Source organism: Rhizobium sp. 05N430 (genome assembly GCF_056396985.1).
In genome coordinates, this window is sequence record NZ_JBFTMO010000001.1 from 127,623 (window position 1) to 141,785 (window position 14,163).

The window sequence follows — 14,163 nt, forward strand, 5'->3', positions numbered from 1 at the left end:
TCATTCGTCGCGAATCGGCGGACTTACACCTCTGCCTCATACCCGATAGAGTTATGAAGATGTTGCGGGCTGACAAGTTCGTTTCGAATGACTATCTCGTGACTTCCCCTCGTTAAGTGCAAACCGGGACAGAAGAATGGCAGGCGAAGAGATCAGGGCGAGCGAAGATGCAGCGGGGCTGGCCGCGCTGATTTCGCGTGCCGCCGGCGAAACCGGTGGCAAAACGCGCGGTCTTCCGCCCGTGGACAAGTGGAATCCGCCCTTTTGCGGCGATATCGACATGGAAATCCGTGCCGACGGCACATGGTTCTACATGGGCACGCCGATCGGCCGGGCGCCGCTCGTCCGGCTTTTTTCGACGGTCCTGCGCAAGGATGAGGACGGCAAGACCTATCTTGTGACTCCTGTGGAAAAGGTCGGCATCCGCGTCGCCGATGCGCCGTTTCTCGCCGTCGAGATGAGTGTGACGGGACGCGGAGACACGCAGGTGCTGACGTTTCGCACCAATACCGGCGATGTCGTCGAGGCCGGAGACGAGCATGCGCTGCGTTTCGTCATCCATGGCGACAACAGCGAGCTGAAGCCCTATCTGCATGTGCGCGGCAGGCTGGAGGCGCTGGTTGCGCGTCCTGTGATGTACGAGCTGGTCGAGCTTGGTGAAGTGATCGCGGTCGAGGGGCGTCAGATGTTCTGCCTGCGATCCGGCGGGCGCATCTTCCCCGTCATGCCTGCGGATGAACTGGATGCGCTGTCCCGATGAGCGAACCGATTGCATCCCGCTATCCGCTGTATTCGGCCGATGAATTCCGCCGCCGGGCGCTCAACCAGAAGGGCGGGCCGATCGATCTCGCCTGGCGCGATCATGGCGATCACCTGATCAACCAGGATCTTCTGCCCTATGTCGAGACCATCAAGCTGCGCGATGCGGCGGTGCTGGTGCCTGTCATCGATGACGGCGACGACGCGCGGGTGATCCTGACCAAGCGCACCGAGACGCTGCGCAAGCATTCCGGCCAGATCGCCTTTCCGGGCGGTTCGATGGATCCGACCGATGAGTCGCTGGAGATGGCGGCGATCCGCGAGGCTGGCGAGGAGATCGGCCTTGCCGACATGTTCATCGAGCCGGTCAGCCGCCTGCCGGATTATCTGGCGGCGACCGGCTTCCGCATCACCCCGGTTCTTGCCGTCATCAAGCCCGGCTTCACGCTGACGCCGAGCCCGGATGAGGTGGAAAGCGTGTTCGAGGTGCCGCTGTCATTCCTTATGAACCCTGATAATCACGCGCTTGACAGCCGCCCCTGGAACGGAGTGCAGCGCCAGTTTTACCGCATGCCCTATGAGGAATGGATGATCTGGGGCATTACGGCCGGCATCATCCGCACGATTTACGAAAGAATGTATGCATGACCAGTGTGGCTCACGAAGCCTGGTTTCAGGATCCGCGCCTGACGCGCGTCTTTTCGCTGCTGAATGCCGATGGCGGCGAGGGCCGGGTCGTCGGCGGCGCCGTGCGCAACAGCCTGATGGGGCTCGATGTCAGCGATATCGATATGGCCACGACGCTGACGCCGGAGGCGGTGATCGAGCGGGCGCAGGCCGCGGGTATAAAGGCGGTGCCGACAGGCATCGCGCATGGCACGGTGACGCTGGTTCTCGACGGCAAACCCTTCGAGGTGACGACGCTGCGCACTGACGTCGAAACCGATGGACGGCACGCCAAGGTCGCCTTCAGCACCGATTGGCAGGTTGACGCGGAGCGGCGCGACCTGACGATCAATGCGCTCTATGCCAATGCGGCAGGCGAGGTGATCGATCTCGTTGGCGGGCTTGCGGATATCGAAACGCGCAACATCCGCTTCATCGGCGATGCGGCGACGCGGATCTCCGAGGATTACCTGCGGGTCCTGCGTTTCTTCCGCTTCTTTGCCTACTACGGCTCCGGCAGGCCGGATGCAGCCGGGCTGAAGGCTTCCGCCGCGGCGCGCTCGAAGCTCGCAACGCTTTCGGCCGAGCGTGTCTGGTCCGAGCTTCGCAAGCTGCTGTCGGCCAAGGATCCCGGCCGCGCGCTGCTCTGGATGCGGACGGTCGCGACGCTGAACGAGATACTGCCTGAGACGGAAAAGTGGGGCATCGACGCCATTCCGGGGCTGGTGGCGACCGAGCAGGCGCTCGGCTGGGCGCCGGATCCGCTGCTGAGACTGGCTTCGATCGTGCCTCCCGATGTTCCCCGCCTGGTGGCGATGTCGGCGCGGCTGAAACTTGCCAATGCCGAAGCCGCCTGGCTGAAAACCTGGGCGCTTGCCGTCCCCGTGAACGACGAGATTTCGTCTGCTGCCTTTGACCGGCTGCTTTACCGCAACGCGCCCGAAGGCATCATCGCACGGCTGAAGCTGGCGCTTGCGGTGGCGCGGAGCAAGGCGGAAGGTGACATGAAGGAGATGAGCCGCGCGGCGCGTCTCGGCAAGCTACTCAAGCAGGCGGAGCGGTGGCAGAAGCCGAAATTTCCGCTGAGCGGCGGCGACGTGATGGCGTCCGGCATACCGTCGGGTCCGCGCGTCGGCCAGCTGTTACAGACGCTCGAAGAGCAATGGGTCGATGAGAATTTCGTTGCCGACCGGGCGGCGCTGCTCGCCCGGCTCAACGATCTCGCGAAATGATCAGGCCGCGTTCGCTTCGTTGCGGATGCGGGCCTTGATATTGTCGACCATGTTTTCGCGGATGGTGGTTTCGCCGTGGGCGGTCTTCATATGCTCGACCACGCGGCGGACGACTTCGGCGTCGTCATTGGCACGGGTATGCCAGTCGCAGCCTGGAACGAGCGTACCACATTCGAAAAGTCGCATTGTATCCTCCTTGATCCGGAACGTGACAGGATCGCGCACATTCACGCGTAGCTTGAATGTGCAAAGAGGGGAGAAGGTTCCGGCCGATCGCGGCGATCGGCCGGATTGATAGGCTTATTCCGGCATCGCCCAGAAACGGTAGCAGTCCGAAGACTGGTAGGGCGTGTTGGAATTGGCGCTTTCGCGGCCCTGTCCCTGCAGCTCTTCGGGCGATTTTCCGCCGGCGAGCTGAAGCTTGACCTGCTCGATGAAGCAGGAAAGGGGCAAATCCGAGCCGCTTTTCGCCCGCATGTCTTCTGCGAGACGGCTCAGAAATTCCGGGGCATCGATTACGCGGGATGATTGCTGCGCATCCGCGGATGAACCGCTTTGTATCGTCATGGACAATCCTCCTCCGATTGTTATGCACATACAAATTGATTTAGAACGCGTTCACCCTTCTTGAAGGGCATTCAACATGTTTTTACCCGTACGTTATCGTACAGTCTGATCTGCAGCGCCTACGGCCATTTCACCGTTGGCGGCATGGACGAGAGAATCGACTCGATATTGCCACCCGTCTTCAACCCGAAGATGGTACCGCGATCGTAGAGGAGATTAAACTCCACATAGCGGCCGCGACGAATCAATTGTTCCTCACGATCCTGTTCCGTCCACTGTTTGTTGAAATTGGCGCGAACAATCTGTGGATAAACTGCGGCAAAGGCCCGGCCAACGTCCTGCGTGAAGGCGAAATCGGCGTCCCAGCCGCCGGCCTCGGGGCTCGAATGCAGCCAGTCGTAGAAAATGCCGCCGGTGCCGCGCGGTTCGTTGCGGTGCTTCAGGAAGAAATATTCGTCGCACCACTTCTTGTAGGCATCGTAATCGGCAACCGCGTGCTGGCGACAGGCGAACTCCAGCGCCTTGTGGAAGAGCTGGGTATCTTCGTCTTCCTGGCTGCGGCGCCGGTCGAGAACCGGCGTCAGGTCCGCACCGCCGCCGAACCAGCGGGTCGAGGTCACGACCATGCGGGTGTTCATGTGGATGGCGGGCACGTTCGGATTGACGGGGTGGGCGATCAGCGAGATGCCGGAGGCCCAGAAGCGCGGGTCCTCATTGGCGCCGGGGATCTGGGCACGGAAATCGGGGGCGAATTCGCCATAGACGGTCGAGGTGTGAACGCCGACCTTTTCGAAGACGCGGCCATGCATCATCGACATGCGTCCGCCGCCGCCCGCGCCATTGTCACGCGACCAGTCCTTGCCGATAAACCGGCCGGGCTCGCGGTCGGACATTGGTCCGGCGAGTTCGTCTTCCAGTGCTTCGAAGGTGGAACAGATCGTGTCGCGCAGCTGGCGGAACCACGTCTGGGCCGCAAGCTTCTTGTCTTCGATGTCGGCGGGAAGGCCTGCCGGCAATACTGGTCTTTCCATACTAACCCCCATAGGCCGCAGCCGGAGCCGCGACCCGTCATTCCTGATTGCGACGCCTCCTATCAGCTAGGAACGCCAGTCGCCAGCGGGCGGAAGGCCGCAGTCAAGATTCGACTCGCAAATTAGCGGCTTCGATACTACCTTTTTCCGGCAGAGGTAGGTTTCATGAATAAAATTCCGGGACCTCCGTCATTCGACGGCTTGAAACGAAGGATCGAGCGGCATCGTGCCGAGGGGACGCCCCGAACGGGCGCGGACCGCTTCGTGCGCGAAACATACCGGCTTGCGCTGCTCGATGCGCGGGCCAAGGCCCGCGAATGGTTTGCCGAATATCCGAAGGCAGCCTACTGGACCGAGGTCGAGAGCTGGCGGCAGCTGGACAACGATCAGATCGAGTTCACGATGCGCCGCCTGCCATCGGCCGACTGATCATTTCTATTCCGCAGCGTCCTTGAGGCGGCTTTCGATGAGGAGGCCGTGTTCGTCCATGATCGGATGGGCGACCGAGACGATATGGGCGTTGATGCGCTTCAGGTCGCGCAGCATGTCGAGATGCAGCGAGCTGGTCTGCAGACTGTCGGCGCGGCCGTCGCGCAGACGCTCCAGGTGGCGCTCGGAGGACTGCTTCTCCATCCTGCGGACCTCGACCTTCACTTCCATCATCTGCTTGGCGAGCTTGAAATCGCGGGTGACGAAGATCGTCTGGGCGATGCGAAGATTGTCGATCGTCAGGTGGAAGAGCTTCTTCAGCTCCTCATAGCCGTCCTCAGAGAATTTCAGGCCGAGCGAAGCCTTCTTGGTGACCTGCGGCAGCAGACCCTTCTCGATGATATCGCCGATATGTTCGAGATTGATCGCATAGTCGATGATGACGATCGAGCGGCGGCCGTTCTCTTCGCTGAGCCCTTCGCGGCCGAGCTTGGAGAGATAGATCTTCACCTCCTGCTGCAGGCTATCGACCCGCTTTTCGAGCGAGGGAATTTCCTTGAGCTTGGCGAGGTCGTCCTTCTCGAAGGCATCGGAGGCGCGCATCAGCATGCGCTCGATGAGATCGCCGACGCCCAGCGTTTCGCGGGTGGCGCTGGCGAGCGCCACGACCGGAGTCGAGAGTTCGCCCTGATCCAGATATTTCGGGGCGTTGTCAGGCTGCGCCTCTTCCGGCACCAGACGCAGCATCAGCTTCGACAGCAGGCGCGAGAACGGCCAGGCGACGGCGGCAAGCATCAGGTTAAAGCCGAGATGGGCATCGACGGGCAGTTTTGCAGGCGCAAGCGGCAGAAGCTCCAGCAGTTCGGCGCCGTATCCTGCCAGCGGCAGGGCGATGAGACAGCCGATGGCGCGCACGATCAGATTGCCGAGCGTGACACGCTTGGCCGAAGCCGGGCCGGAGAGCGAGGCCACAACCGGCGGAATGGCCCCGCCGAGATTGGCGCCGAGCACCAGGATGATCACCAGATCCGCAGAAAGGATGCCTGTTGATGCCAGCGACAGGATCAGCACGACGGCGGCCAGACTGGACGAGGAGATGAATGCAATGCCTGCAGAGAAGGCGAGCGCTACCGGCCAGGCATTGTCGAGCAGGCCGACGAAGGCCGCGAGTGCCGGCGACTGGCGCATCGGTTCTGTGGCGCTGCTGAGCAGATGCAGTGACAGGAGCATCAGGCCGATGCCGATCAGCGCCGTGCCGCCGCCCTGGCGGGAGGTGGAACCGCTGCGATAAAGCACGATGCCGGCGAGGATGACGAGCGGCGACAGCCATTCGATGCCGGTCGCGACGATCCAGGCGGTGACGGCGGTGCCGACATTGGCGCCGAGCAGCACGATCTGCGCCATGCGCGGCTTGACCAGTTCACGCTCGACGAAGGATGCGACCATCAGCGCCGTGGCCGTGGAACTCTGCAACGCGACGGTGGCGACGAAACCGGAGAAAAAGGAGCGCAGACCGCTGCGCGTGCCGGTCGCAAGCCCGGTGCGGAGCTTGGCGCCGAAGGCCCGCGACACGCCATCTTTGACCTGCGCCAGGCCGAATAGCAGCAAGGCTACGGCACCGAACAGGTTTATCATGACGATCGTGGATTCCATTATCAGCAGTCTTCTTGTTGATTGGCGTTTGCAATGCTGTGCATATTAGAATCACGTCATTGCCAATTCGTTGAAATTGCTGCGCAGTGACGGATTTTTGTTTGCCCGGCTAACAATAATAGGCCGATTTGGCAGCAACACAACGCCGTTTGCGACATATTGCAGGGATGTGCCGTCATCTACGGCGGAGCCGCTGGAAATCAATGGCATCCGGCAGCGGATGCTACCGGATGCCGCAGATGATTTCGGCTTCGGAGAGCCTTGGTCAGCTCTGCGAGGAGGCCAGAAAAACCGCCAGCTGGGCGTCGAACGCGCGCTTGTAGGCTGGCCGTGCCTCGCCGCGTGCCACATAGGCCGCAAGGTTCGGGAACTCGTCGAGCAGGCCGGAGCTTTTCAGCCGCTGCAGCACCGAGATCATCTGCAGGTCGCCGGCGCTGAAATCGCCGTCCAGCCAATCGGCGGTGCCGAGGCGTTGTGACAGCTCGGCCAGCCGCTTGTGGATACGGCCGGTGAGGAGGGGGAGGCGTTGTTCGTACCAGCTCTCGTTGCGCTCCAGAAAGCCGGTCGCCTCCCGTTCGACAATCGGCGGTTCGATGGTGCTGACGGCGGCAAAGAGCCAGGCGATGGCGCGAGCGCGGCCGTTCTGATCCGCGGGCAGCAGGCCGGGGAATTGTTGCGCGATATGGAGCACGATGGCGCCGGACTCGAAGATCGCCAGGTCGCCGTCTTCGTAGGTCGGGATCTGCCCGAAAGGCTGGAGCGCCAGATGGGCGGGCTGCCTCATCGCCTCGAAGGACACGAGACGGACCTCATAGGGTTGCTCGACCTCTTCGAGTGCCCAGCGGACGCGCATGTCGCGGGCCATTCCGCGGCCGCGATCGGGCGAGCATTCAAAGGCTGTGATGGTGATCGTCATCGTTTCCTCCAGAACATGTCTGTCTTGAAGACGTCCGGACAGCCAGGGTTCCGACATCGGCTTGTATCTTGGCACCGCTTTCCGGCCGCGGCGCGCCCCTAGGATTTGCGGGAGACGATCAGGCCCATTCGCGCTATGAAAAACAACCACAGATCCTGCCCATCACATACCGAGGTCTCTTCAATGGCTTTGAACGTGCTTTTCATCGGCGGTACCGGCCAGATCTCTTATCCCTGCGTCGAGCGCGCGGTTGCGCAGGGGCACCATGTCAGCGTCTTCAACCGCGGGCTCAGAGGCGATCCGCTGCCTGCCGGCGTGACCTCGATCACCGGCGAACTCGGATCGGCAGCCTATGCCGATCTCGCCAAGGCCAACTACGACGTCGTCTGCCAGTTCATCGCCTTCACGCCGGATCACATCGCCCGCGATATCGAGATATTTTCCGGCCATTGCGGCCAGTACATCTTCATCTCGTCGGCCTCGGTCTATGAAAAGCCGGCGCGTCATTATGTGATCACCGAGGACACGCCTGCGATCAATCCATATTGGCCTTACAGCCAGGCGAAAATCGCCTGCGAGGAGCTGCTGAAGAAATCCGGCAATCTCGCCTGGACGATCGTCCGCCCCAGCCACACCGTGCGCACCGGCCTCCCGATCATGATGGGCGAGAGCGATATCATGGCGAGGCGCATGCTGGATGGCGAGCCGACGATCGTCGCCGGCGATGGCCACACGCCCTGGACGCTGACGCGTTCCGTCGATTTCGCCGTTCCCTTTGCCGGACTGTTCGGCAAGCAGGCGGCGCTCGGCGAGATCTTCCACATCACTTCCGACCGCGCCCATATCTGGAACGACATTCAGAAAGCGATCGCGCGGCTGCTCGGCGTCGAGGCCAAGATCGTCCATGTTCCGACCGATACGCTGATCAAGTATAATCCTGACTGGGTCGGTCCGCTGGTCGGCGACAAGGCCTGGACCGCCATCTTCGACAATTCGAAGGTCAAGCGCGTCGCAGGTGATTTCAGCTGTGCTGAGAACCTCGACGACATCCTGGCGGAACCGATCCTGCATCTGAAACAGCGTCTCGCGAAGAACCGCCCGCCGAAGGGCGGGTTCGATGCGCTGATCGACCGGATCTGCGCGGCGCAGAGCGCGTTGGGGTAGGGCTTCCCTTGAGCGAACGATCGATGACGACGATCTGCCGTCATCGATCCCGTTGCCGAGGTGCGGTCAGATTTCTTCAAGCTTCGTTGAACCATCCAGGCTTTTGATCAGAGTGGCACTGGCATCGTTTAATCCCAAGACACGGGATGCGATGCCATGGGTATTGAAACGGTCTACAACCCGATCGAGTGCGGCGACCGCCGTGATATCCCAGAAATGCGCCTGTGAAACGTCGATCGTCACGTTCATGCCCTTGGACTGCTCGATGTCGAAGGCGTCGATGAAGACGTCGGCCGAGGCAAAGAATACCTGACCCGATACCAGATATCTGACCTGACCCGCATCGGCGTCGATCTCCGTTTTCACCTGCAGGAGACGGGCCACCTTGAACATGAAGAACACGCCGCTCAGCAGGACGCCGACGGTGACGCCCAAGGCAAGGTTGGCACTGAACACTGTGACGAGGACGGTCACGAGCATGACGGCGCTCGACATTTTCGGGTGAACCACCATTGTCTTCAGCGACGACCAGTCGAAGGTATCGATAGACACCATGACCATGATGGCAACGAGTGCGGCGACCGGCACCTGAGAGACCCAAGGCTTCAGCAGCACCATCAGCACGAGCAGCAACGCGCCGGCGAAGAGAGTGGAGAGCCGGCCGCGGCCGCCGTATTTCACGTTGCTCACCGTCTGGCCGATCATGCCGCATCCGGCGATTCCACCGAACAGGCTGGACGCCATATTGGCGATGCCGAGGCCGGTGCATTCCCTGTTCTTCGAGCTCGGCGTTCCGGTCAGATCGTCAACGACGCTCGCCGTCATCATCGATTCCAGCAGCCCGACCATGGCAATGGCCAGCGCCGGTCCGGCGATGATCGTCAGTGTTTCGAGCGTGATCGGGACGGCGGGCCAGCCGAAGACCGGGAGGGAATCAGGAAGTTTGCCGAGATCGGCAATCCTCATCACCGGAAGGTTGAACGAGATCGCAGCGACCGTCAGCACCAGAATGCAAATCAGCGGAGAGGGGATGGCGGTGGTCACCCTGGGCGCGATGTAGATAACCGCCAGACCCGCGGCCAACATGCAGTAAGCCAGCCAGTCTCCGTGGATGATGTGCGGCAGCTGAGCGGCGAAGATCAGGATTGCCAGCGCATTGACGAAGCCCGTTCGCACGGATTTCGAGACATAGCGCATCAGGACGCCGAGGCGCAGAATGCCGAAGGCGATTTGAAACAGCCCCGCGAGCAATCCGGCGGCGAAGAGGTAATGAAGTCCGTGCGCATGAACCAGCGGTGCCGCGACGAGGGCGACCGACCCTGCCGCAGCCGATATCATCGCCGGACGGCCGCCCGTGAAGGCAATGACGATGCCGATGACAAAGGACGCGAACAGGCCGACCTGAGGATCGACACCGGCGACGAAGGAGAAAGCGATGACCTCAGGGATCAAAGCGAATGTCGCGACTGCTCCAGCGAGCATTTCGCGCCTGGGATGGGCGGACCAATCCCTGCGGACGGAAGAAAATTGCATGTGATGAGTTCTCGCAAAGCATGACGAGCGCGCTCTTTCGAGCGGCTGATTGATTGGCATGCAGGTTTTGCGTGGTCTGGCGGATCGGCGGCCAGAAGAGCCACCCGGAGTTTCACCGGGTCCGTGGTGAGTGAATTCGTATTATCGCAATTCTTCCGCAATGCAATATGGCGCCGCTCTGGCGCGAAACGGCTGCTGCATCATCCGGCGACTTTCCGTTCGTCGATGTTCTCCTCGCTGCCTACCCCCGCAAGCTCCCATATATCCACCTTCTCTGCGCGCCCCTTGACCTGCACCAGACCGAGCGGGTGCATTTCGAACTGCCCGGCAACGGCATCGCGTGTTGCCGCGCTCAGCAGGATCGAGGTGTTGAACTGCTTGTTAAGCCCCTCCAGCCGCGAGGCGACGTTGATCGTGTCGCCCATGGCCGTGTATTGCTGCCGCGAGATGGCGCCGAAGCTGCCGACGACGGCGGGGCCGGTATGCAGGCCGAAGCGGGTGAAGAGTTCCGGCAGGCCGTTTCCGGCATTGGTTTCGTTCATCGCATCGATCGCCGCCTTCATGGCGAGCGCGCAGCGGCAGCCGTTTTCGGCATGCCTCAGATCTTCGACGGGGGCATTCCACATGACGAAGATGGAGTCGCCGAGATACTGGACGACAGTGCCGCCATGGCGCTCGGCGATGGTGTTCAAGAGCTCGAAATAGGCTGAGAGTATATCGACGACGTCCTCGGGCGAGTGCTGCTCGGATATGGTGGTGAAGTCACGGATATCGGTGAAGAGGACGGTGACTTCCTGCCGTCTCGCCTTGACCATCGTGCGGTCTTCGGAACCGACGATCCGCCGGACCACTTCGCGCGGCACATAGAGCGCAAACTGGCGGATGGCGTGGCGGCTTGCGGCCAGCGCCGTCGCCAGCGTGTTGATCTCCGAGATCCAGGAATGCGAGGCCGCCTTCTCGCCGACATCGAGATCGCCGATCCGCCGCGCCTCGTCGGCAAGCCTGTTCAGCGAGCGGCTGACGATGCGCGACAGGATCACCGATGCCGCGACACCGCCGATCAGGAACCCCGCGGCGATCAGGAGATTGTGGATCAGCAGCCGGTTGGCCTGTGCCACCAGATCCTCCAGCGGCACGACGATGGCGACGACATCTCCCTTGAACAGGCCGGAGACGCTGACCGGGGCGATCTGCAGCAGGTGTCTTTCGCCGTCGAGCTCGATGCGCGCCAGCCCGCCATTGGCAAAGGCTGGATCGTGGCGCAGCCGGGCCACGGTTTCGAGGCTGCTGTCGAAGCTGTTGGTGGTCGTATCGGCCGGGCCCGTGCTCTTCGACCAGATGTCGAGCAGCCTCTGCATGATGGCAGGATCGGAATGGGCGACCAGATCGTCCGCATCGTCGATGATATAGGCGCGTGCACGCGGCGCGATACCCTGTGCATCGAGCAGGCGGCCGACGGTTTGCAGGTGGATATTGATGCCGACGACGACTTTGACGTTGTCGCGCATCGGCGCGGCGACGGTCAGTGTCGGGACCTGAAGCGTTCCGGCGACATAGGGACCGATCGAGATCGCCTGTCCGTCGCGAACGGCGGATTGATACCATGGGCGCTGGCGCGGATCGAAGGAAGCGTAGTCGATGTTCTTCTCGCCGAGCGGTCTTGCCTGACTGTCGAGAAAACGGAGCATCGAGATGACATCAGCGCTCTGCCGCTCGGCGATGGTTCTGATCGCGAAGGCGGTACCATCGGGCGCCGCAAGTGTTTGGCGCACATCGCGCCTGTTGGTGTTGATGATCTGCACATAGGAACCGTCGGGGTAGCCGGTGTAGATGCTGGTGGCATTCGGAATGTTGCGCAGGGCTTCGAGCAGGAATTCCTGCTTTGCCTGCAGATCCTGCGGCGGTGGGGAGGCGAGCTGCGGCAAGGTCGAGGCGAGGGCGACCGCCTCGGTGCCGCCCTGCAGCGTGTTGCGGTAGCCCTCGATCAGCCGCAGGCTCATTTCGCGCATCTGCTGCACGCCGGCGCTGACGGCCGCCTCGCGGCCATGGCTGAAAGCCAGCCAGATGATTGGCGTCGAAGTACAGAGCAACGATGCGACGACGAGGACGCCGAGATGCAGCCTTAGGGGTTTGGACCAGCGCACGGGATTTTCCTCGACATCAGGAGAGGCGGCGGCGCTTGGAGAAAGCGCGCCGCCAATCCGATCAGACGGCGTCCGGTTCCTTGCGCAGATTGGTCACGACGCGGCGGTTCTGCACCTTGCAAGAGCGATCCGTGCAGTCGCGAACCTCGCGGTCCTTGCCGTAGCCCTTGGCCCACATCCGCTTGGCATCGACACCCTTCGAAACGAGGTAGGCCATGGCGGCATCGGCGCGCTTCTGCGACAGCGTCTGCATCTTGGATTCGGAGCCGGAATCATCGGCGAAGCCCTGCAGCTTGATCAGCCATGCCGGGTTGCGGCTCAGCCAGGCGGCCTGGCTGTCCAGCGTTGCCATGGCAACGGAATCGAGCGTGGCGGAATCCTGGGTGAAATAGATACGGCGGCCGACATTGAGGATGAAATCCTCCTCGCTGCCCGCCGCGACCGTCTCGAAGCCGGGTGCGGGGTCGTTGGTCTTGCCGGTCATCGGCGTTGGTGCAGGTTCCTCCACCGAGGCGATATTGCTCGTGGTGCAGGAGGCGAGGGCCATCAGCATGGCTGTGGCGGCGAGGCGGCCGGCAAATCCGGTCTTGAAAGGCATCTGGTGATTTCCTCATTCGACCGGGGTTGTCTGGCTGACCTGGGCTGCAGGCTCTGCCTGATCGGCAATATGCGGCAGGACCTGCACCGCGGTGCCGATCGGGCAGCGCTGATAGAGGTCGATCGCATCCTCGTTGAACATGCGGATGCAGCCGCTCGAGGCGTCCTTGCCGATGCTCCAGGGCTCCAGCGTGCCATGGAAACGGTAACCGGTATCGACGCCATCACGCAGCAGATACATGGCACGTGGCCCGAGCGGGTTCTTCGGCGAGCCGCCGGCCACGAATTCCGGCAGTTCCGGATGGCGCTTGCGCATCTCCGGCGGCGGCGTCCAGCGTGGCCAGAGCGCCTTGCGGTCGATCGTGGCGCGTCCGAACCACTTGAAACCCTCGCGGCCGACGCCGACGCCGTAGCGGATCGCCGTCTTGTTTTCCATGATCAGGTAGAGGAAGTGGTGCCGGGTATCGACAACAACGGTGCCGATCGGCTCAGTGCTGAAATACTTGACGACCTGGCGCTGCCAGCGCCTGTCGATCTTGGCGAAGTTGGTGCTTTGATAGGTTATGCCGTTATCGACGGCGGTTCCGGCAAAATACGAGGCGGCGGCGGCAAATGCCGGGCGCTGAACCGCGCCCGCTGCAAGTAATGCCATGCCCCCATGCAAAATAGTCCTGCGGGTCCACTCCATCGGCAAGATCCCCCTCAAAGCCAAGCAGCGAAACCGCAGTAAATCAGGTTTTCTATTTGCTACAACAGAAAATTCTCCAGCAGGGGTGGCTCACGTTACGGCTTTCGGGAAACTGGTTCCTTGGCCATTACTCGGCGATGGCAATATCGCCCCAATATTTCGCTGAAGCGGCCCGGAGCTTCAGCTCCAAACCGTCTGCCGCATCGCTTCTCCTGTTATCATCGCGGCGGAGACGGCGACGTTGATCGAGCGCTGTCCCTCGACCATCGGGATGAGGAGCCGCCCATCGGCCTTGTCATGGACGTGGTCGGGCACGCCGGCGCTTTCGCGGCCGAAAAGCAGGATGTCATCAGGCCGGAAGGCGAAGCTGGTGTAGGGGCTGGAGGCCTTGGTCGATGCGAGGATAAGGCGGCGCCTTGTGGTTGCGCGCCATTCCTCGAAGCGGTCGAAATTGACATGGCGGGTGAGGGCGGCCGATGAGATGTAGTCCATGCCGGAGCGCTTCAGATTGCGGTCCGATATGTCGAAGCCGGCTGGCTCTATGATATCGACGGCAAAGCCGAGACAGGCGGCCAGTCTCAGGATCGTGCCGGTGTTGCCGGGAATGTCCGGCTGGTAGAGCGCCAGTCTGAGGTCGGTCATCGCTATCTCCGGGAAGGGTGTGTCAGCCCTAGAACATGTGTGTTTTGAACGCAACAGGACGCATTTTGACCCTGAAATGTTCAATTTCCGCCGATTTTCAGCTGGAAATTTGGCGATTTTCGCGTTATCGGTGCACATCTTC

The 14,163-nt window shown here is 61.8% G+C and carries 15 protein-coding genes and 1 other annotated feature; of the genes, 5 read left to right on the forward strand and 10 right to left on the reverse strand.

Going from position 1 to position 14,163, the window contains the following annotated elements:
• The first annotated feature begins 136 nt into the window (after nucleotides 1-136).
• The 3 genes from AC1DJO_RS00630 to AC1DJO_RS00640 are packed head-to-tail and all read left to right on the forward strand — an operon-like array spanning nucleotide 137 to nucleotide 2,657.
• Complete coding sequence (locus AC1DJO_RS00630; RefSeq protein WP_477968427.1) at nucleotides 137-760, forward strand: DUF1285 domain-containing protein; 624 nt, start codon at nucleotides 137-139, stop codon at nucleotides 758-760.
• Nucleotides 757-1,407, forward strand: a complete 651-nt coding sequence (locus tag AC1DJO_RS00635) for a CoA pyrophosphatase (protein ID WP_310294341.1) — start codon at nucleotides 757-759, stop codon at nucleotides 1,405-1,407. The genes AC1DJO_RS00630 and AC1DJO_RS00635 overlap by 4 nt, the downstream gene beginning before the upstream one ends.
• Nucleotides 1,404-2,657, forward strand: a complete 1,254-nt coding sequence (locus tag AC1DJO_RS00640) for a CCA tRNA nucleotidyltransferase (RefSeq protein ID WP_477968430.1) — start codon at nucleotides 1,404-1,406, stop codon at nucleotides 2,655-2,657. The genes AC1DJO_RS00635 and AC1DJO_RS00640 overlap by 4 nt, the downstream gene beginning before the upstream one ends.
• Here AC1DJO_RS00640 and AC1DJO_RS00645 read toward each other — a convergent pair whose 3' ends face one another.
• From AC1DJO_RS00645 to hemF, 3 genes are all read right to left on the reverse strand, one after another.
• Entirely contained in the window at nucleotides 2,658-2,843 is a 186-nt protein-coding gene (locus AC1DJO_RS00645; protein WP_477949251.1) for a DUF1059 domain-containing protein, read from the reverse strand.
• Nucleotides 2,844-2,957: 114 nt separating this feature from the next.
• Nucleotides 2,958-3,224 (reverse strand): hypothetical protein, encoded by a 267-nt coding sequence (locus AC1DJO_RS00650; protein ID WP_112386240.1) that lies wholly within the window; start codon nucleotides 3,222-3,224, stop codon nucleotides 2,958-2,960.
• Between the two features lie 119 nt (nucleotides 3,225-3,343).
• Entirely contained in the window at nucleotides 3,344-4,255 is a 912-nt protein-coding gene (gene hemF / locus AC1DJO_RS00655) for an oxygen-dependent coproporphyrinogen oxidase (protein WP_477968432.1), read from the reverse strand.
• Nucleotides 4,256-4,420: 165 nt separating this feature from the next.
• Here hemF and AC1DJO_RS00660 point away from each other — a divergent pair, with 165 nt between their 5' ends.
• Nucleotides 4,421-4,684, forward strand: a complete 264-nt coding sequence (locus AC1DJO_RS00660; protein WP_112386242.1) for a hypothetical protein — start codon at nucleotides 4,421-4,423, stop codon at nucleotides 4,682-4,684.
• Nucleotides 4,685-4,690: 6 nt separating this feature from the next.
• Here AC1DJO_RS00660 and AC1DJO_RS00665 read toward each other — a convergent pair whose 3' ends face one another.
• On the reverse strand, nucleotides 4,691-6,337 hold the full coding sequence (locus AC1DJO_RS00665) for a Na/Pi cotransporter family protein (protein WP_112386243.1): 1,647 nt from the start codon (nucleotides 6,335-6,337) through the stop codon (nucleotides 4,691-4,693).
• 265 nt (nucleotides 6,338-6,602) lie between these two features.
• A complete protein-coding gene (locus AC1DJO_RS00670; protein WP_477968434.1) occupies nucleotides 6,603-7,253 on the reverse strand; it encodes a glutathione S-transferase family protein in 651 nt (216 codons plus the stop codon).
• A gap of 183 nt (nucleotides 7,254-7,436) precedes the next feature.
• On the opposite strand from AC1DJO_RS00670, the gene AC1DJO_RS00675 reads away from it, so the two are divergent.
• Entirely contained in the window at nucleotides 7,437-8,417 is a 981-nt protein-coding gene (locus AC1DJO_RS00675; RefSeq protein ID WP_477968436.1) for an SDR family oxidoreductase, read from the forward strand.
• A gap of 66 nt (nucleotides 8,418-8,483) precedes the next feature.
• Here the strand turns inward: AC1DJO_RS00675 and AC1DJO_RS00680 are convergent, their stop codons facing one another.
• The 5 genes from AC1DJO_RS00680 to AC1DJO_RS00700 form a co-directional block, all read right to left on the reverse strand.
• Complete coding sequence (locus AC1DJO_RS00680) at nucleotides 8,484-9,950, reverse strand: SulP family inorganic anion transporter (RefSeq protein WP_477968438.1); 1,467 nt, start codon at nucleotides 9,948-9,950, stop codon at nucleotides 8,484-8,486.
• A gap of 70 nt (nucleotides 9,951-10,020) precedes the next feature.
• Nucleotides 10,021-10,076, reverse strand: a sequence feature (sul1 is cis-regulatory element that is thought to sense ions involved in sulfur or methionine metabolism; They are found in Alphaproteobacteria).
• A gap of 74 nt (nucleotides 10,077-10,150) precedes the next feature.
• A complete protein-coding gene (locus AC1DJO_RS00685) occupies nucleotides 10,151-12,094 on the reverse strand; it encodes an adenylate/guanylate cyclase domain-containing protein (protein ID WP_477968440.1) in 1,944 nt (647 codons plus the stop codon).
• Nucleotides 12,095-12,155: 61 nt separating this feature from the next.
• Complete coding sequence (locus AC1DJO_RS00690; protein WP_310294355.1) at nucleotides 12,156-12,692, reverse strand: OmpA family protein; 537 nt, start codon at nucleotides 12,690-12,692, stop codon at nucleotides 12,156-12,158.
• 12 nt (nucleotides 12,693-12,704) lie between these two features.
• Complete coding sequence (locus tag AC1DJO_RS00695) at nucleotides 12,705-13,379, reverse strand: L,D-transpeptidase (protein ID WP_112515734.1); 675 nt, start codon at nucleotides 13,377-13,379, stop codon at nucleotides 12,705-12,707.
• 180 nt (nucleotides 13,380-13,559) lie between these two features.
• A complete protein-coding gene (locus tag AC1DJO_RS00700; protein ID WP_112537871.1) occupies nucleotides 13,560-14,021 on the reverse strand; it encodes a tRNA (cytidine(34)-2'-O)-methyltransferase in 462 nt (153 codons plus the stop codon).
• Between the last annotated feature and the right edge of the window lie 142 nt (nucleotides 14,022-14,163).

Coding starts and splice junctions, on each gene's coding strand:
- AC1DJO_RS00630 (WP_477968427.1), top strand. CDS start 137: ATGGCAGGCGAAGAGATCAGGGCGAGCGAAGATGCAGCGGGGCTGGCC.
- AC1DJO_RS00635 (WP_310294341.1), top strand. CDS start 757: ATGAGCGAACCGATTGCATCCCGCTATCCGCTGTATTCGGCCGATGAA.
- AC1DJO_RS00640 (WP_477968430.1), top strand. CDS start 1,404: ATGACCAGTGTGGCTCACGAAGCCTGGTTTCAGGATCCGCGCCTGACG.
- AC1DJO_RS00645 (WP_477949251.1), bottom strand. CDS start 2,843: ATGCGACTTTTCGAATGTGGTACGCTCGTTCCAGGCTGCGACTGGCAT.
- AC1DJO_RS00650 (WP_112386240.1), bottom strand. CDS start 3,224: ATGACGATACAAAGCGGTTCATCCGCGGATGCGCAGCAATCATCCCGC.
- hemF (WP_477968432.1), bottom strand. CDS start 4,255: ATGGAAAGACCAGTATTGCCGGCAGGCCTTCCCGCCGACATCGAAGAC.
- AC1DJO_RS00660 (WP_112386242.1), top strand. CDS start 4,421: ATGAATAAAATTCCGGGACCTCCGTCATTCGACGGCTTGAAACGAAGG.
- AC1DJO_RS00665 (WP_112386243.1), bottom strand. CDS start 6,337: ATGGAATCCACGATCGTCATGATAAACCTGTTCGGTGCCGTAGCCTTG.
- AC1DJO_RS00670 (WP_477968434.1), bottom strand. CDS start 7,253: ATGACGATCACCATCACAGCCTTTGAATGCTCGCCCGATCGCGGCCGC.
- AC1DJO_RS00675 (WP_477968436.1), top strand. CDS start 7,437: ATGGCTTTGAACGTGCTTTTCATCGGCGGTACCGGCCAGATCTCTTAT.
- AC1DJO_RS00680 (WP_477968438.1), bottom strand. CDS start 9,950: ATGCAATTTTCTTCCGTCCGCAGGGATTGGTCCGCCCATCCCAGGCGC.
- AC1DJO_RS00690 (WP_310294355.1), bottom strand. CDS start 12,692: ATGCCTTTCAAGACCGGATTTGCCGGCCGCCTCGCCGCCACAGCCATG.
- AC1DJO_RS00695 (WP_112515734.1), bottom strand. CDS start 13,379: ATGGAGTGGACCCGCAGGACTATTTTGCATGGGGGCATGGCATTACTT.
- AC1DJO_RS00700 (WP_112537871.1), bottom strand. CDS start 14,021: ATGACCGACCTCAGACTGGCGCTCTACCAGCCGGACATTCCCGGCAAC.